17 protein-coding genes are annotated in these 17,068 nt (G+C 44.9%); 6 read left to right on the forward strand and 11 right to left on the reverse strand.

Annotated elements, in window-relative coordinates; translation table 11 throughout:
• A partial coding sequence (locus tag F6K51_RS31120) for a bleomycin hydrolase (protein WP_293027872.1) occupies positions 1-363 on the forward strand: 363 nt, incomplete at its 5' end.
• Between the two features lie 327 nt (positions 364-690).
• Positions 691-1,314: a HEAT repeat domain-containing protein gene (locus F6K51_RS31125; RefSeq protein WP_293027875.1), complete on the forward strand. Its 624-nt coding sequence runs from the start codon at positions 691-693 to the stop codon at positions 1,312-1,314.
• A gap of 218 nt (positions 1,315-1,532) precedes the next feature.
• On the opposite strand, the gene F6K51_RS31130 is transcribed toward F6K51_RS31125, so the two are convergent.
• The 8 genes from F6K51_RS31130 to F6K51_RS31165 form a co-directional block, all read right to left on the reverse strand.
• The gene (locus tag F6K51_RS31130) at positions 1,533-2,852 is read right to left on the reverse strand and encodes a hypothetical protein (protein ID WP_293027878.1); all 1,320 of its coding nucleotides are present in this window, start codon (positions 2,850-2,852) and stop codon (positions 1,533-1,535) included.
• A 230-nt stretch (positions 2,853-3,082) separates the two neighbouring features.
• A complete protein-coding gene (locus tag F6K51_RS31135) occupies positions 3,083-4,909 on the reverse strand; it encodes a phycobilisome rod-core linker polypeptide (RefSeq protein WP_293027881.1) in 1,827 nt (608 codons plus the stop codon).
• 351 nt (positions 4,910-5,260) lie between these two features.
• Entirely contained in the window at positions 5,261-5,464 is a 204-nt protein-coding gene (locus F6K51_RS31140) for a phycobilisome linker polypeptide (RefSeq protein ID WP_293027884.1), read from the reverse strand.
• Positions 5,465-5,655: 191 nt separating this feature from the next.
• Complete coding sequence (locus F6K51_RS31145) at positions 5,656-6,417, reverse strand: phycobilisome rod-core linker polypeptide (protein WP_293027887.1); 762 nt, start codon at positions 6,415-6,417, stop codon at positions 5,656-5,658.
• A 369-nt stretch (positions 6,418-6,786) separates the two neighbouring features.
• Positions 6,787-7,581 carry a phycobilisome rod-core linker polypeptide gene (locus F6K51_RS31150; RefSeq protein ID WP_293027890.1) on the reverse strand — a complete coding sequence of 265 codons (795 nt, stop codon included), beginning with the start codon at positions 7,579-7,581 and terminating at the stop codon, positions 6,787-6,789.
• A 156-nt stretch (positions 7,582-7,737) separates the two neighbouring features.
• Positions 7,738-8,532 (reverse strand): phycobilisome rod-core linker polypeptide, encoded by a 795-nt coding sequence (locus F6K51_RS31155; RefSeq protein ID WP_293027893.1) that lies wholly within the window; start codon positions 8,530-8,532, stop codon positions 7,738-7,740.
• Between the two features lie 42 nt (positions 8,533-8,574).
• Complete coding sequence (locus tag F6K51_RS31160; protein ID WP_293027896.1) at positions 8,575-9,366, reverse strand: phycobilisome rod-core linker polypeptide; 792 nt, start codon at positions 9,364-9,366, stop codon at positions 8,575-8,577.
• Between the two features lie 190 nt (positions 9,367-9,556).
• Positions 9,557-10,426 carry a phycobilisome linker polypeptide gene (locus tag F6K51_RS31165; RefSeq protein ID WP_293027899.1) on the reverse strand — a complete coding sequence of 290 codons (870 nt, stop codon included), beginning with the start codon at positions 10,424-10,426 and terminating at the stop codon, positions 9,557-9,559.
• A 452-nt stretch (positions 10,427-10,878) separates the two neighbouring features.
• Here F6K51_RS31165 and F6K51_RS31170 point away from each other — a divergent pair, with 452 nt between their 5' ends.
• Positions 10,879-11,091, forward strand: coding sequence for a hypothetical protein (locus F6K51_RS31170; protein WP_293027902.1), 213 nt, complete (start codon positions 10,879-10,881; stop codon positions 11,089-11,091).
• Here the strand turns inward: F6K51_RS31170 and F6K51_RS31175 are convergent.
• Both F6K51_RS31175 and F6K51_RS31180 read right to left on the reverse strand, forming a co-directional pair.
• The gene (locus F6K51_RS31175; protein ID WP_293027905.1) at positions 11,057-11,923 is read right to left on the reverse strand and encodes a HEAT repeat domain-containing protein; all 867 of its coding nucleotides are present in this window, start codon (positions 11,921-11,923) and stop codon (positions 11,057-11,059) included. The two genes, F6K51_RS31170 and F6K51_RS31175, sit on opposite strands and share 35 nt — an antisense overlap.
• Before the next feature lie 54 nt (positions 11,924-11,977).
• The gene (locus F6K51_RS31180) at positions 11,978-12,184 is read right to left on the reverse strand and encodes an acetyltransferase (RefSeq protein ID WP_075904227.1); all 207 of its coding nucleotides are present in this window, start codon (positions 12,182-12,184) and stop codon (positions 11,978-11,980) included.
• 173 nt (positions 12,185-12,357) lie between these two features.
• Between F6K51_RS31180 and F6K51_RS31185 the strand changes: the two genes are divergently transcribed.
• Entirely contained in the window at positions 12,358-12,531 is a 174-nt protein-coding gene (locus tag F6K51_RS31185; protein ID WP_293027911.1) for a hypothetical protein, read from the forward strand.
• Here F6K51_RS31185 and F6K51_RS31190 read toward each other — a convergent pair.
• Complete coding sequence (locus tag F6K51_RS31190) at positions 12,519-13,376, reverse strand: pentapeptide repeat-containing protein (RefSeq protein ID WP_293027914.1); 858 nt, start codon at positions 13,374-13,376, stop codon at positions 12,519-12,521. The two genes, F6K51_RS31185 and F6K51_RS31190, sit on opposite strands and share 13 nt — an antisense overlap.
• Before the next feature lie 139 nt (positions 13,377-13,515).
• Between F6K51_RS31190 and F6K51_RS31195 the strand changes: the two genes are divergently transcribed.
• On the forward strand, positions 13,516-14,109 hold the full coding sequence (locus F6K51_RS31195) for a phycobiliprotein lyase (protein ID WP_293027917.1): 594 nt from the start codon (positions 13,516-13,518) through the stop codon (positions 14,107-14,109).
• 197 nt (positions 14,110-14,306) lie between these two features.
• Positions 14,307-16,976 carry a filamentous hemagglutinin N-terminal domain-containing protein gene (locus F6K51_RS31200; RefSeq protein WP_293027920.1) on the forward strand — a complete coding sequence of 890 codons (2,670 nt, stop codon included), beginning with the start codon at positions 14,307-14,309 and terminating at the stop codon, positions 16,974-16,976.
• Positions 16,977-17,068 lie beyond the last annotated feature (92 nt).

The raw sequence follows: 17,068 nt of genomic DNA on the forward strand, positions 1-17,068 counted from the left end.
AAGTTGGCAGGTAACTACGACGCTGTAGCTCAAGAAGCTGTTGATGCTATCTATAAAAAGTTCCCCAACGGTAGTGGTCGGGACATCGATGCAGGTACTCAGAAAGAAAAGTGCAAGCGTGACATCGTTCACTACCTGCGTTTGATCAACTATTGCCTAGTTGTTGGTGGTACTGGTCCTCTGGATGAGTGGGGTATTGCTGGCGCTCGTGAAGTCTACAAAGCTTTAGGTATCGATGCCGCTACCTATGTTACTGGTTTGACCGTCCTCCGGGATCGTGGCTGCGCTCCTCGTGATATGTCTGCCCAAGCCTTGGTTGAATACCGGGGTTATCTTGACTATGTAATCAACTCCATGTCATAGGATTATTGCTATCCACTTTCTGTAGTGGCTAGCTGCCTCTAGTACTTTCGACTGAAGGGGTATCTTAGCAAAGTGCTGTGCCTGAAACAGGTTCAGCACTTTGCTAAGAACCCCTTAGTTGTTGTGCTTGAAGCTCCTGATACCAAGTGGCATTCAAAGAGAGTAGATGGCTTGGATAGGGAGATAGGGAGGTGGGGAGATGGGGAGATGGGGAGATGGGGAGATCGGCGGAAGAGAAAGTTGTACGTTTGACCGCAACTTGGTATGACTCCTCGATCAAGAATGTCTACTAATATTTTTTTGACTGATATTTACTAATATCTACTAATGTCTACAGAAGAGTTATATCAACAATTAAAAAATAAAAATCCTAGACTCAGAGAAAGAGCCATGCGGCAGATTGCAGCAGAGCGCACCGAGAATACTATTTCTGAGTTGATGGCAATTTTGGGTGATGAGGATGTGGTTTATCGGCGAGCAGCAGTGCAAACTCTAGGTGTGATTGGTCTTGATGCTGTACCGGTATTGGCAGAAACCTTAACAACTAGTGAAAATAACACAGTACGGGCTAGCTGTGCAAAAGCGCTGGCTTCGATCGCTCTTAACTACTCAGAAGAAACTTTCCCAACTGTGGGGTTGCAGAGTCTACAAACGGCCCTTAAAGACCCAGATCCCGTTGTAAAAATATCAACAGTTGGCGCACTGGGAACCATTGGTCCACCCGCTTTTGAAGCCCTAGTGGCTGCTTTGGACATCGACGATATTGCGCTTCAAGTTACTGTGCTACAGGCTCTAGGTTCCTTAGGGGATGAGAGAGGTATGGAAGTGCTATCTGCTGCCGCTGAGAATCAGGAAGCCGACCCCTATATCCGAGAATCAGCAGCTAGTTCGATATCACGCTTGGAACAGATTATCAACTTTGGTTCATCCAGGAAAGCATCTGGAGAATAATACCAGAATAATTATAGCAGAAGTAAGAAGTTTGAAGTCAGAAGTCAGAAGTTAAACTAGCTTTGTATCTAGGTTTGAGGAAAAGTGACTGTCCTACACTAGGCTTCGACTGCTATAAGAGAATTATTTGTTGTCATTAAAACCCAAAATTATCCCCAAAACTATCAACGAAGAAAGCCAGGGGAATTGACATAATTATTTATGCCTTCGGGCAATAGCTAAAACAATCTCCGGTTAAGCCTCTTGTTGAACTCTGTTTTGCCAATGGTTGCCCAACGCTTTAACTCAGAAATGTGTTTTTGTAAAGTTGCAATACGCTCCTCTTGCTCTTGATTATGCTGTTTCAAAGACTCATAACTCTCGGGAGCTTGATTAGCCGGAGATTTTTGTTGAGATAACTGACGCTCTAACTCAGCAATACGCTTCCCTTGGTCTTGAGTTTGCTGCTGTAGAAACTGATTACTTTCTACTTGTTGCGCCGCCTGAGATTGTTGCTCAGCTAGCTGCTTCTGTAACTTCTTAACCAGATTAGATTGCTGTTGTGCCTGCTGTTGCAGAGTCTGGTTACTCTCTACCTGTTGTGTTGCTAGAGATTTTTGGTCAGCTAACTTCTGTTGTAAGTCTTCAATCACATTAGCTTGCTGTTGAGCCTGCTGTTGTAAAGACTGATAACTTTCTGTCTGTTCAGCAGTTTGAGATTTTTGGTCTGCTAACTGCTTCTGTAATTTCTTAACCAGATTCCCTTGCTCTTGTGCCTGCTGTTGTAAAGACTGATAGCTTTCGGTTTGTTCAGCAGTTTGAGATTTTTGGTCTGCTAACTGCTTCTGTAATTTCTTAACCAGATTAGATTGCTCTTGAGCCTGCTGTTGTAAAGACTGATAGCTTTCGGTTTGTTCAGCAGTTTCAGATTTTTGGTCAGCTAGCTGCTTCTGTAATTTTTTAACCAGATTCCCTTGCTCTTTAGCCTGCTGTTGTAAAGACTGATAGCTTTCGGTCTGTTCAGCAGTTTCAGATTTTTGGTCAGCTAGTTGCTTCTGTAATTTCTTAACCAGATTCCCTTGCTCTTGTGCCTGCTTTTGTAAAGACTGATAGCTTTCGGTCTGTTCAGCAGTTTCAGATTTTTGTTGAGCTAACTTCTGCTGTAAGTCTTCAATCAAATTAGCTTGCTCTTTAGCCTGCTGTTGCAAAGACTGGTAATCTTCTTGGGATACACCAGAACCACCAGGCTCAGACACATCAGCTTGTAGCGGTTGCTTACCCTCTATAACCTGAATCTTGGTTTTAGATGTTGTAGTTCCATTGTTGGAGGATGTTTCCTTAGCCTCCGGTGGATTTTCCAGGGCAATGGTCATACTTGCCTGCTGGCATGCGATCGCAATATTACCTCTGGCGATACGCTCAATTAGTTCCGAGCGGGACAATCCAGTATTCTGAGCCATCTGAGTCAACAAGCCAATGCCTGTAGGGGTCAGGGATATCCCCACCTTGGACTTACTTTCTGAATACTGGCTAGCAGTTTTACGGCTTTTCTTGGCCATTGGCTTTTCCTCCGGATCGGCTATTTAAAGTCTATATATTTTACTGTTAAAAGTACCTCTTTAAAAGCTTAAGTTAGAAGCTTTAGTTAAAAGCTTGTATTTCCCAGGTAGTTGTTGATGGTTGACCGCTGTCATTCAACTCTCAACAGTCAACCGTCAACAACCCACACATTTCTATGGCAACTGGCGATAGAGCTAATCCCAGCTCTAATAAGTACTAAGTTTTTCCTCTAATAACTACGAGGACGCCACTTATTCAACCGCGCTTCTGCAATCATAGCTAAACGCCGCTGATCAGCAACCTTTTCTTGTAAGGTAGCAATTTCCTGGGCCTGTTTTTCAGACTTTTGTTGGAGAGCTTCATAACTGTCTGGCTCTACAGTCGCTGCTGCCATGGGGATTGGGGGTGCCATGGTGGTGAAACCACTACCACCATTGCTCGAAGAACTGTAAGACTGCCATTTGCTAAACTGTGATTCTCCAAAGCTAGCCAATGGTCGTAAGTCTGCCAACTGTTTCTGCAAGCTTTCCAGCAGTTCTTCTTGCTCTTGGCATTTCCGTTCGATGGCTTGATAGGCTTCTGAGCGTTCTTTCTCAGCTCCTGCGGTAGCTTGCTTCGGTTGGATTTTGGGCTTGAGTACTTCATCCAATAAGGCTTGGATATCAGTAACTGGGGCAAGCCCAAGGGGATTATTGTAAATAATCGATTTATTAAGCCTTGATGGATTCCCTGACAAATTGTCTTTATCAGAGCTAGAAACGCTGGGCATCAGCACCAACATGTTAGTAAACCCAAGCAGCTTTTTGCCTGTTTGGGTTTTATAGCCCCGGTAAAAGGGTACAGTATCCTCCCCAAAGACCTCTTGGTACTCGTCACTATCGATATAGGAATCAATATCCGCCTCGAAACCTCCTTGATCCAGTACTTGGCTGTGATAGAAGGTCTCAGAGTAGTCATCAGGAGCACGACCGAGCAAATGCTTAAAATTCAGCTCGATTGACCGGTAGCGGGGACAGATATCAAAAAACCTTGACCGATACAACTCTGACTTGGCAACCTGACGCACAAACTCACGGACAGTGATTTGGCCCCGCTTGATCTGGGATTCGGGGACAATCAGCCGTTCACTGTCCATAACATGGGCATTTCCCAAAACCTGACGGTAGACTGCTCGAATCACCGTCTCGATTTCTGCTTCCGAGCGACCTGGCCACAGCTCAATCGGATCAATTTGTTCCCAGGCTTGATACTGGCGTTGCCAGGTTTGAGTCGTGTTTTGCTCGAGTTTTTCAGCTTCTGTAAGAATCTTAGGTGCTATTTGAGTGTCTGTGGGACTTGCTGGTTGGGCTTTTTTGAGACCTAGAACATTAGCCAGGAGTTTATTGACATCTGTGGGTTTTACTACATCACCAGCTCCAGAAAGCGGCTCCATATTACTGGGGCTATTGGTCATCAGGGACTGATTCAACCGAGACCAATTCCCCCGCCAAACAGTGCCTTTATCACTACCAGACGCACCACGCAACAGTTTTAAGATATGGGTAAATCCCACTGTACTCTTGCCTATCTGGGTTTTGTAACCTCGATAATAGGGCACCTGGTTTTCCCCAAAAGCGATCTGGTATTCTTCGCTATCGATATAAGAATCGATTTCAGTCTCATAACCCCCTTGATCAAGGATCCTCGTATGCTCAATAATTTCCTCATAGCTTTCGGGAGCTCGACCAAGGAGATGCTTGAAATTCAACTCAATGGCTCGGTTACGAGGGCAACTGCTGAAAAATCGGGAGTAGTAAAGCTCAGATTTAGCCACTTGCCGCACAAATTCCCGGACAGAAATTTCTCCGTTTCTAAGTTGGGATTCGGAAACGGTGAGCCGCTCACTGTCCATGACATAGGTATTCCCCAACACTTGCCGATAGACAGCCCGAATCACAATTTCCAGTTCTTCTTCAGAATGACTAGGCCACAGTTCAACTGGGTCTGTTTCTTGAAATGCTGCCACCCCTAATTGTGCGGCGCGTGTCAGTACAGGATTTATAAAACCAATTACCATCTAAAAGACCTCCCAATCCATTGTTGTTAAACAAAGTTAATCAACAACTAATAAACAACTTTTTTACGAAGACTACCTTTTTCAATTCAATAGTATTGATCACTTAATGTCCAAAAAAAAAATTGATTGAACACTATATTAATTGAACACTATAAGTATTAATTTATTTTTGATTAAATTGTTTAAGGTGACGCTTTCCATATCATCTTGGTTGACTGACACGCTAGTTGCACTTAGAGATTTAATTGACTGTTGACTGTTGACCATTAACAGTCAACAGTCAACAGTCAACAGTCAACAGTTAAACGAAAAAATCTGTACGGTGCAGTAGTCAGCTCAACCTACTTTGTTTTAACTAACGTGGACACTAGTAACCTTACCACCCATACGGCTAATGTTCTTCATTGCCTCAGCTATACAGCTATAAGGAACCTTCGTCGTATAGTTACTTGTGCGCATTACATCTTGGCGACACAGACCTGTTACCTCTAGTACAACTGTGCGATCGCTATAATCACTCAGAGTGCTACTTCCATCTGTAATCATTCCTGACATCGGTAAAGTACCTCCAATTTACTAAGTTGTGAATTAAAAAACGGTCTATCCAACTGCCAATAGTTTACCAGTAGTTTAATAGCCAATAGTGTTAGTTTTTAGAAATTAGCTGTTGATTGCTCACAGCCTATTTCCAAAAACTAACATCTACATACTTAGCTCATATCAACTACTGAATCCTGACAGTCAACCTAACCTATTTCAGTAATACTGACAATTTTGCTGCCCATTTTGTGCATATTTTGAATCCTCGCCGACAGCTGGTCGTAACCCACCTCATAGCTAGCATTACTCCGCTTGAAGCGAGAACCAACACCAGCTTTAGCGACAGTAATCTTAAAGCGTTTGCCTGTATTGGTGTAAGTACCTGAACCTCCAACAGGAGCAGTAATCTTGGTAGACAGATTAGCTCCTAAATCACTAATCAGCTTGGCTTGGTTACTGCTATCACTAGTAGCATCTCCCCGCATCAAGCAAAACGTCCGATTAAATCCTACGTTCTTAATCCCAACTTCGGTATTATTACTACGAGGATAGGGGACAATAAACTCACCAAAACTCAACTGATACTCTGCGCTATCGATATAAGAATCGATTTCAGCGTCGTAGCCAGCAGTGTTATAAATTAGAACATGTTCGGCAATTTCTGCCTGTTCCTGGGGAGCACGACCTAGAAAATGCTTGTAGTTGAGCTCAATGAAACGATACTGGGAAGCAGAATCAAAAAACAGGGACTTATACAAGTCTGATTTAGCGACCATGCGCACAAAGCCCCGTACACTGATGTCCCCATTGCGCAGCATCGCTTCAGCACTAGTTAAGCGATCGGATTCCAGCAAGTGCTGGTTACCTAGAACCTGTTTGTAAACTGCCCTAATCACTGTCTGCAGATCATCTTCTGTTGCACCAGCACGCAACTCTATCGGGTCAGCATCTATTACCCAAAGTGACATTTAAATTCCTCCTAGATTCTTTACTCAGATTTAGCTGACTTACACAGCTATTCACTTATCAGTTACCAGTTATCAGTTACCAGTTAACTGTTAACAGTTTTTCTTGATGACAATTAACTGTTGACTTGTAAGCATTCAGCATTCAGCATTCAGCATTCAGCATTCAGCTAGCAGGCGCTTTAACTGAACGTGGTGGGATCAGTAAAACGAGCAGGGATTTTCAACTAGCTGTACCAGCCCGTAAGGTTGTTTACTACTTCCCGTTGATTAGCTGACGCCTGACAGCCGTGAGCCTTTGGCCAAGCGTGAGCCAAAGGCTCACGGCTGAATACTTACGTTGACTTAGTAACTGATAACCGGGCTACTGGATCAAGTTAACTCAGTAATACTGAGAATCTTGCCACCGCTTTTATGAATACTCTTGACTTGTTCAGAGAGTTGCTCGTAGCTAACCTGATAGTTCACCTTGCTATACTTATTCAACCGGGCTACACCAGCGCATGTGGAAACAGCAATCTGGTAACGCTTGCCAGTATTGCCATAACCTGCACCATTTCCAACAGCTGGAGCCTTAACTTGTGGAGATATATTAGCAGCTACAGAAGTAATTAGCTGGGCTGGTTTTCCACTATCACTGGTAGGAGAGCCTCGCAGTAACGAGAACATCCGATTAAAGCCCACATTCTTAATTCCAGGTTGGCTACGGATGCTGCGGGGGTAGGGAACGATGTTATCGCCAAAATTCTCAAGATATTCGTCACTATCGATATAGGAATCGATTTCCGCTTCGTAACCCTGTTCATTGTAAAGGCTGACGTGCTCAGAGATTTCAGCTTGATCTAGAGGAGCACGACCCAGCAAATGCTTGCAATTAAGCTCAATGAACTGATAGGGAGAAGACCCCTCGAAAAATCGGGATTGATACAGGGCTGATTGAGCCACCATGCGCACAAAGCCACGGACACTAATATCCCCATTCCGAAACATTGATTCCCCATTGCTGATTCGCTCGCTATCCATCAGATGGGCATTGCCCAAAACCTGCTTGTAAACAGCTCGAATTACCGTCAGCACATCCTCTTCAGTAGCATAGGGTCGCAGTTCTACTGGGTCACCTTCAAAGGCATCTAGACCAAGGGTGGCTGATACCGTTAAATTCCCCATTCTTATTTCTCCTAAACTCAGTTTGATAATGATATAATCGTTCGTTAAACCTAGTTTGAGGTAATTTCCCCAAACCTAGGGTCAGCTATTAAGGCGCTATTAAGCAATTATTAGCCGACCCTGAGTTTATATCAAATGGTCAACGTTCAACCAGCATTACAAAACTTCAGTAATGCTGATAATCTTTCCACCACATTTATGAATGTTTTGAAATTGTTGAGACATTTGACTGTAGTTAACTACCCGCTCTGTCTTGCTAAACTTATTGAGTCGAGCAGCAGCAGTTGAGGTAGAATAGACAATCCGGAACCGCTTGTCGGTGTTACTACTAGCTGCACCATTGCCAATCGCTGGCGGAGTGATTTTCGTGGACATATTCGCAGCCAAAGAGGAAATTAACTTTGCCTGTGTATCACTGTCACTGGTAGGAGAGCCCCGTAGCAATGAGAACATCCGATTGAACCCTTCAGTTTTGATCCCCACTTGGGTGCGGATAGACCGTGGATAAGGGACGGTGTACTCACTAAAGTTTTGAATGTATTCGTTGCTATCGATATAAGAGTCGATTTCAGCGTCGTAGCCCTCTGTATTATATATTTGGACGTGTTCAGTAATCTCTGCCTGGTCCTGGGGAGGGCGTCCTAACAAGTGTTTGAAGTTCAGCTCAATGAACCGGTACTGAGAAGAACTGTGAAAGAACAGTTTCTTATACAAATCAGATTTAGCAACTACCCTGACTAACTCACGCACTGTAATATTGCCATTCCGCAGTTGGGCTTCAGCACTAGAGAGCTGATCGCTCTCCATGATATGTTCATTGCCCAAAACCTGCTTGTAAACGGCTCGAATTACCGTTTGTAAATCATCTTCAGTGGCAAAAGGCCGTAATTCTAATGGATCACATTCAAAGGCATCCAAGCCTAGAGTCGCTGAGCGAGTTAAATTTCCCATTTCTATCTCTCCTTTAAAACTTCCGAAAAAAAACCCCAGACATTAGGAGATTTCTGTAATGCTGACGATTGTCCCACTAGTGCGATTAATCCGCTGAATTTGGGGTGTCATCTTGCTGCCAGGAACAATGTACTCAGTGGTACTACGACGGCGACGACCGCTGTACATCGCACCCCGCACTACAATTTTGAACATCTTTTCGGTAGCATCAGCATAAGCGGCAGCACGAGCACCTGCCAGTGGCACAATTTTGCTGGTGCTATTGGTAGCAACTGCTTCTACCAAGCAAGAGCTTTTTATGGAGCTATCAACTTCTGAATGACCCCTTACCAAGGAGAGGGTACGGTTATAACCCACCTGCTTTTGGCCGATTTGGCTACTAGCACCACAATAGTAGGGTACGGTATCATCCCCAAAATTAGTTTGGTACTCGTCACTATTGATGTAAGAATCAATCTCAGCATCGTAGCCCTGCTCAATACAGATACGGATGTGTTCCGAAATTTCTGTCTGATCTAGGGGAGCACGACCCAATAAATGCTTAAAGTTCAGCTCAATAAATCGGTAAGGCGCACAGGATTCAAAATACCGAGCGCGATAGAAATCTGATTTGGCAACAGCCCGCACAAATTCCCTGACCGTGATGCTGCCATCGCATAATTGCGATTCAGCACTCACCAGCCGCTCACTCTCCATAATGTGGGGGTTGCCCAAAACTTGACGATAAACTGCCCGAATTACAGCTTGCACTTCATCAATGCCGCTAGTAGGCCATAGTTCAAAGATGGTATCTGAATCTAGACCAAACTTGGCAGTAGGCGCTGTACTGACCATTTAAATTTCTCCTTGCAAAAAACTTATTCAAAATAGAGGGGATTTTCCTTGCCAAAACAAAGTAACCAACCCTTCATTGCACTGCACCTCTACCTTCTTTGGCAGCAAACTAGTTGGCTTGCTGCCAAAGCACGCAGAAATACACGAACTTTTCCAGATTAGAAACTTTTGAATCCCGATTGAATCCTAATTACACAACGGTGATGCTGGCAATCACGCCACCCTGCTTATGAATCCGCTGGTACTCTTTGGAGAGCTGATCAAACGGAACCAGGTAGACCTGGTTACTGCGCCGGAATTTGGATACCCGATTCACTGCACCAGGGGACTTGTAGCCAGTTACCTCAATGCGGTACACCTTACCTTCAGCAGTAGCTCCAGCACCATGGCGAGTTCTGGCACCCAATGGGGTTTCTTGGAAAGACCAGCCAGATACACCACCAGATGGCGGAACCACTGCTGTCGGAATTTCTTGAATTACATTCTTATTTAGACAAGGACTCTTGCCAGCCAAGCTCCCTTTGAAGTCGCTACTAGAAGCTCCTCGCAACAGTTGGAACATGTGGGTAAACCCAACCATCTTCTTGCCTGTTTGGGTTTTGTAGCCTCGGTAGAAGGGAACTGTGTCTTCCCCATAGACTTCCTGGTACTCGTCACTGTCGAGATAGGAATCAATCTCTGCCTCGAAGCCCCCTTCATCCCAGATAATACTGTGAGCCTTCATCTCATCGAAGCCATCGGGAGCCCGACCAAGTAAATGTTTGAAATTCAGCTCAATTACTCGGTAGCGGGGGGCTTTATCGAAAAACCGGGAGCTGTAAGCATCGGATTTCGCTACTGCCCGCACAAATTCCCGAACGCTGAGTTCACCTAGTTTAAACTGAGACTCTGGGACAGCCAGTCGCTCACTTTCCATGACATAAGCATTGCCCAAGACTTGCCGATAGACCGCCCGAATCACGGCCTCAGCGTCCTCGCTTGAGATACCTGGCCACACTTCAATTGGATCTGTGTCTTCAAATAGGCCGACACCTAGCTGTGATGCTGGTCCGAATGCCATTAACAGATTCTCCTAGATAGCAACAAATTTTTTAATCAGGGTTTTCTCAGGGTGTTTAAAAAACTTTACAAGCTTTTAAACAACAACATAACCTCTCTCACGACTCCTGATGGAAGAGTCTTGGGAGCTCATAGCTCCTGTGAGCGAGATTGTGTCAGTGTTTTACACCTTCACACATTTATTTATACAATGCCCTGATCACCCTAAATTATCAAGATTTGTAAACTTCTGGGATTGCCTGTGATTGAAACTGACGACTATCTTAGAAATTATGAATTATAAAATATTACTTATTATAGGGAACAGGGAACAGGGAACAGGGAACAGGGAACAGGGAACAGGGAACAGGGAACAGAAAAAAAATTCTCTGTACCTCATAAATATGATAACCGCTAGATTTATCAATGATTTTTTTTAAGCTACCCTAGACCGAACACCCAGGGCGAACAACCTTGGCCAAAAGGCCACGCAATCGCGTTCAACCTTCAACCTTCAACCTTCAACCTTCAACCTTCAACCTTCAACCTTCAACCCTTCAACCCTTCAACCTTGGCCAAAAGGCCACGCAATCGCGTTCAACCTTCAACCCTTCAACCCTTCAACCCTTCAACCCTTCAACCCTTCAACCCTTCAACCCTTCTGAATTTGTGCGATCGCTACCTTGACCAGTTGGCAAATTTCCTCTCGCTGATCGGATAACTTGGCTGTTAAGGCGGGTAAAGCCGCTTCATCTTTAAGCTTCCCTAAGGATAAGATTACCCTCCGCCTCACCTCTTGGCTGGGGTCTTCCAGTAACGGGATTAAATTGGGAACCCCTAGCTGGGGGTCAAGTTGGCTCACCGATGTCGCTGCTTCGGCACGAACATTGACAGATTCATCTTTCAGTGCTAATAAGAGAATATCTCTAGCCTGGTCATTACCTGGTTCATCCACCAAATTAGCGATCGCTCCGACTACTGCCATCCGCACATCTTCCGATTCGGAGTGGATTGCCTGATACAGGTGCTCAGCTGCTTCTGATCCAATGAAAGCTAAGGCCCAAGAGGCATGACCTTTGGCAGTTTGGGGATAATCTGCTGATTCCAACACCTCAATCAACTTTGGGACAGCCGCTTCTCCCATTCTGGCTAAGGCTCCAGCCGCTGAACTCTTGACCACTGTATCCTCATCATTTAACAAGGCATCAATCAGGGTAGGAACCCCCTGGGGATCCCTGATTTTTGCTAAAGCCTTGCCACAAGACCTGCGCACCACCGGGTTTGGGTGATTAGCTAGTGCTTCAATCACAAAGGGAGCAGCTGGCTTACCAATTTTTCCGAAGGCTTCCACGAATCCCAGTCTGACCATTCCCCGGCTATCAGCCAGGGATTCAACCATCTTTTTTAACTGTTGCGGATTAGTAATATCAACGTTTCCCTCAGCAAGTTGGCTATTGACATCAGCCAGCAAGCTGTCAGTTTCAGAGGGAGCTGGCGGTTGAGTTTCCGATGTAACCATGGGTAATTCCAGTTGCTTTAGTCAGTTGCGTCAGGATGATGGCAAGGATGATTGCTAGGGGCGGAGATTTTCCAGAGCAGCGTCGATCTTAATAATTTCTGGGTGGTTTTTGATATGCTCCATGGCCGCCTTTTTCGGCAGTTTCACCTTCTGAGCCATTTTCATCACATCATTAACCAGTCTTTCCCGATATTTCTCTAGTTCAGTAATAACTTCCTCAATTTCTGCCGGTGATGGCTGGGCTTCTTGAATTTCAGACATTTTGGTGACGTTCTTAAATGGTTATTTAAGTTTACAGGTTACAGGTTACAAGTTACAGGTTACAAGTTACAGGTTATAGGTTACAGGTTACAGGTTACAAGTTACAAGTTACAGGTTACAGGTTACAGGTTACAGGTTACAGGTTACAGGTTACGGGTTTGAACGGTTTAACCTTGGCCAAAAGGCCACGCAATCGCGTTCAACCTTCAACCTTTCAACCTTCAACCTTTCAACCTTCAACCTTCAACCTTCAACCGTTCAACCTTCAACCGTTCAACCTTGGCCAAAAGGCCACGCAATCGCGTTCAACCTTCAACCTTTCAACCTTCAACCTTCAACTAGGATGACTGGCTCCTAAACTTTCCCGAGTATTACTTCGAGTATAGGGATTCCAGGTGTCTAGATCTTTATATGGTTGATTCAAAAGCATCGAACGGGTGGCTTCACTGATGCCTTGAGCCATGGTAAAGTCAGCCCCAGCAATATTTTGTACATGGTTTAAATCTGCTCCAGTCAGGTCGGCCCCTCGCAAATCCGCTCCCTCCAGCTCCACGCCACTCATACGGGCATTACGCAAACAAGCCCCGGTCAGGAAAGCCTTCCGTAAGTTGGATCCACTCAAAGCAGCATCCTGTAAATTAGCACCGGTTAAATCGGCTCCGCTGAGATAGCCTCCTATTACTCTAATCCCTTGCAAGTCAACTCCCCTCAGATTAGCGGTATTGAGAAAAGCACCATTGAGATTAGCACCAGGCCCAACAGCCCCAGAACTTTTGTAGCGAAATCCTTCTGGCCAAGTAGTTTCCCGGTCATACAGGGCTACTTGTAGGTTGGTTTCATTTAAGTTAGCCATCGTCAAATTAGCCTTCCTTAAATCTGCCCGGTTTAAATACGCCCCTTCCAAATCAGCGCCAGTCAGGTCAGCGCCAGTGAGATCAGCTCCCCTGAGATCAGCTCCCCTGAGATTCGCTTCCCGCAAAATTGCCTGACTAAGATTAGCCCCAGTCAGGGTAGCTTGGCTCAAATTAGCTTTCTGTAGGTTAGCACCACTGAGGTTAACCTGGTACAAGTCTCTCTGACTCCAATCGATGCCCTCAAGATTAGCATCAGAGATATAGTCTCCGGCTTGCAACCGTTTTAAGATATCCATAGCTTGGTTGTTAGTGCGATCGCTTAACCGAGTTTGAATCATTATAATTTGTAAACTCTACCTGGAACTGCCAAGGTTAGTCTACCGTTCTGGTGGGAACACAGGGTATTAAAAACAATTACTATTTCTAGGGTAGGGGCTAGCTCTACCCATCTATCACTATCAGGAGGTTCAAGCAAAAATGCGACTCAAGCCACCCATGACCATGATGGACTTCTTTCGCAAAAGCGAAGGCAAGTGGTTTACTCAACGCACAGTTCATCACTTCGATAACGCTGCCGATGAATCCGGGGAATCCAATTTGATTGTTCAAGTCATTGAAAAAGATAACCCTAAAGTCAAAGCCGTGTGTGACCTCCAAAAGATTGACCCAAGCCAGGCGATGGGGGGAGCGAGCTTTATGTGGCAAATCAATTTAGATGACCGGGAACCAAGTTCAAAATATGCCGCCATTCTAATTGATGTTCCAGACGATGAAACTAAGCTTAGTGGCAAATTGATTCGAGACCAGGGCTATGTGGAAAGTATTCCGGTAGTGAGTCGGTATTGGTTTGGCAAAGACGGCATCCTCACCATTGATACCAATTACCAGAATAATCAGGGTCAAGAACGTTGTTGGTTTGTCACCGATGATTTTCGTGTCCGAGTCAGCACTGTGCGCATGATGAATGGCGTCAATCTCATGACCTATTGCTCTGAACGCCGTTGTGTTTCTAGGGAAATGCTGGAACAAATGATTGAAAATAATCGCGCTAGAGCTATGGCGGCGCAATAATAATTAAGGCATTGAAATAAGAATTCAGAATTGATTAGTAGGATTAGAAATAACCATTAGTTGATTCTTTCGCCAATTTCTCTTAAAAGTTACTAGACAAGCAATTATTATCACTCCTGAGTTCTGACTCATTACTCCTAAATCGGAGCATATTTGGTTAGATCACTCCCAAGGTTAAGTATAGGAGGCGAAGTGAGATGAAAATAGTGCGTACGCTAGTAATTTTTGGTGCTATAAGTCTGAGTGGATACTATGGGATTACCCATTCAGTCAATCCCGCTCTGGCTCAGATTGTTCCGGATCATTCCTTGGGGGATAATCCAAGTGTTGTTAAACCAAATGTAGAGGTCAAAGGACTTCCCGCTGACTTAATTGAAGGTGGAGCAACCAGAGGGGATAACCTATTCCATAGCTTTTCTGAATTTAATGTTAGGGACTTGCAGCGGGTTTACTTTGCCAATCCCGCTGGCATTAACAATATTCTGGGCCGAGTAACCGGTAGTAACATCTCCAAGATCTTCGGAACCCTAGGAGTAGATGGTGCCGCCAACTTGTTTTTGGTCAATCCTAATGGTATTGTTTTCGGAGCCAATTCCCAATTAGATGTAGCCGGTTCCTTTGTCGGAAGTACCGCTAATAGTATAGTGTTTGGCAATGGCATCGAGTTTAGTGCTATCAATCCCGAAGAACCACCCCTGTTAACCATTAACATTACTCCCGGATTGCAGTATGGAAAGACCGGATTGCAGTATGGCCAGAATCCGCCTCAGCCGATCGTAAATGCTGGCAATTTGGCTGTGGGACAGGGACAGAATGTCACCTTAGTCGGTGGGAGTGTGATTAGCACTGGGGATATCCTAGCACCAGGGGGTGAGATTAATATATTAGCGGTTCCGAGTGAAACGTTAGTGCAATTGGGGCAAGCTGGACAGATTTTGACACTATCGACTCCAACCCCATCAATAGGATCTAATTCTCCCTCTGTTACTGAATTTTTAAGTACTTTGAACCATGACACCGGCGTAACAGTTTCCAGTGACGGTCAGGTCACACTTACCGATTCCGGTACTATTGTGCCACTTGCTCCAGGAACAGTGATTATCTCTGGTGCCCTAAACGCTGCCAACCTCGCTCCAGGACAAACAGGAGGCAAAGTAACGGTATTAGGTAATCAAGTGGGCTTGTTTGACAGTGCATCCATTGATGTGTCTGGAAACAGTAGTGGTGGAGAGGCACTAATTGGTGGGGATTTCCAAGGCCAAGGACAGCTGCCATTGGCCACAGCTACCTATATCGCTCCACAGAGCAGCATCAACGCTGATGCAGTTAGCACTGGTAATGGTGGTCTGATTGTGATTTGGTCTAATCAATCTACTCGCGCCTATGGCACCTTAACGGCAAGGGGGGGAGCGCAATCAGGGAATGGCGGTTTAATCGAGACATCCAGTGCCAATTTTCTGGATGTTACAGGAGTCAGAGTCGATGCTAGTGCAGCCAATGGAAATGCAGGAACTTGGTTACTTGACCCGAGGAATGTTACTCTTGGCTTTGCCGATACATCCAATGGCACCTTTGATAGTAATGGTAATATCTTCACTCCCACTGGGGATGATGCCGTGGTGAATATCCCAGATATTGAAGCTCAACTCAATGCTGGCACCAATGTCACCATCACTACTGGAACCACAGGCACTCAGGAAGGAAATATCACTGCAGATGGCTTTGGCATTACCAAAACTACACCAGGGGAAGTCACTCTAAGTTTGCAAGCGGCCAATGATATTTCTCTCAAAAACTTTGGGATCAATGCCAACAGTGGTTTCCTGAATCTAGTCCTGGAAGCGGATAGTGACAACTCCGGTAGTGGTGATGTGGAATTAATGGATGCGGGAATTGATACTGGCGGAGGAGCAGTCACCATTACTGCGGCTGGTGCGATCGCATTGGAAAGGATCGGAATCAACAGAAATAACAACCGTAGCGTACAGGCACCACCGATTACGGTGATCAGTGGTGAATCCATATCCCTCAAAAGTGCTGGAATCAATAGCCTCACCTCTGGGGATAATGGAAATGCTGGAGACGTTATCGTTCAAACCGGTACCCTTACCATAGAAGAGGCGGGGATTGGTAGTAGGACAGACGGTAAGGGGGATGCTGGCCAAGTAGAAGTTACCGCTGACTCTATATCCCTGATCAGAAATGCTGGTATCAGTAGCAATGCTTGTTTAGCTGATTCCTGTCAGGATAATGCTGGAGAAACTATCAAAGGCAATGCTGGAGAAATTATCATCAACGCTGGTTCTATCGTGATCGAAAATAGTAGTGGTTTGGGTAGCGATACCGAAGGCAAGGGCAATGCTGGAGGAATCTCGATCACAGCTGACTCCCTTTCTATTGCTAATAACAGTGGTTTTGGCACCATAGCTAAAAAAGGGAGTACCGGGAATGGTGGACCAATTACTATCAACGTTAGCTCTCTTTCCCTTGACAACGAAAGTGGAATTGGTAGCAATGTTGATGGTGAGGAAGGCGGTAAGGCTGGAAACATCACTATTATCGCTGATAGGATTTCACTAACTAGAAACAGTGCTATTGATGGGGATACCAACGGTAGGTTTGATGGTGGAGATATCACTATCACAGTTACTGACTCCCTCTTCCTCAGCGGTAATAGTGACATTTTTACCAACAGCAGTGATCCTGATAGTGGTATTAGAGCTCAGGGCAATGCTGGAGAGATCAAAATCACAGCTGGTTCTGTATTGTTTGAAAATGAAAGTGGCCTTGGCAGCGAGACTAGAGGAAATAGCAGTGGCAATGGTGGAACAATAAGCAGGTGCACAAAATTAATTACCTATTTTTGACATAATAATCTATAATTAGATAAAATCACTGAAAATGGGTATTTATATGAGATTCATTAGAGAATTAAATACCGAAACTAAAAAACTGTTGG

The organism is Moorena sp. SIO3I8 (assembly GCF_010692325.1).
GTDB lineage: Bacteria > Cyanobacteriota > Cyanobacteriia > Cyanobacteriales > Coleofasciculaceae > Moorena.

Excerpts from the sequence above, each read along its gene's own strand:
- F6K51_RS31180 (WP_075904227.1), bottom strand. The coding sequence starts at position 12,184 with ATGTCTGAAATTCAAGAAGCCCAGCCATCACCGGCAGAAATTGAGGAA.
- F6K51_RS31165 (WP_293027899.1), bottom strand. The coding sequence starts at position 10,426 with ATGGCATTCGGACCAGCATCACAGCTAGGTGTCGGCCTATTTGAAGAC.
- F6K51_RS31175 (WP_293027905.1), bottom strand. The coding sequence starts at position 11,923 with ATGGTTACATCGGAAACTCAACCGCCAGCTCCCTCTGAAACTGACAGC.
- F6K51_RS31155 (WP_293027893.1), bottom strand. The coding sequence starts at position 8,532 with ATGGGAAATTTAACTCGCTCAGCGACTCTAGGCTTGGATGCCTTTGAA.
- F6K51_RS31200 (WP_293027920.1), top strand. The coding sequence starts at position 14,307 with ATGAAAATAGTGCGTACGCTAGTAATTTTTGGTGCTATAAGTCTGAGT.
- F6K51_RS31145 (WP_293027887.1), bottom strand. The coding sequence starts at position 6,417 with ATGTCACTTTGGGTAATAGATGCTGACCCGATAGAGTTGCGTGCTGGT.
- F6K51_RS31130 (WP_293027878.1), bottom strand. The coding sequence starts at position 2,852 with ATGGCCAAGAAAAGCCGTAAAACTGCTAGCCAGTATTCAGAAAGTAAG.
- F6K51_RS31125 (WP_293027875.1), top strand. The coding sequence starts at position 691 with ATGTCTACAGAAGAGTTATATCAACAATTAAAAAATAAAAATCCTAGA.
- F6K51_RS31140 (WP_293027884.1), bottom strand. The coding sequence starts at position 5,464 with ATGTCAGGAATGATTACAGATGGAAGTAGCACTCTGAGTGATTATAGC.
- F6K51_RS31150 (WP_293027890.1), bottom strand. The coding sequence starts at position 7,581 with ATGGGGAATTTAACGGTATCAGCCACCCTTGGTCTAGATGCCTTTGAA.
- F6K51_RS31195 (WP_293027917.1), top strand. The coding sequence starts at position 13,516 with ATGCGACTCAAGCCACCCATGACCATGATGGACTTCTTTCGCAAAAGC.
- F6K51_RS31190 (WP_293027914.1), bottom strand. The coding sequence starts at position 13,376 with ATGATTCAAACTCGGTTAAGCGATCGCACTAACAACCAAGCTATGGAT.
- F6K51_RS31135 (WP_293027881.1), bottom strand. The coding sequence starts at position 4,909 with ATGGTAATTGGTTTTATAAATCCTGTACTGACACGCGCCGCACAATTA.
- F6K51_RS31160 (WP_293027896.1), bottom strand. The coding sequence starts at position 9,366 with ATGGTCAGTACAGCGCCTACTGCCAAGTTTGGTCTAGATTCAGATACC.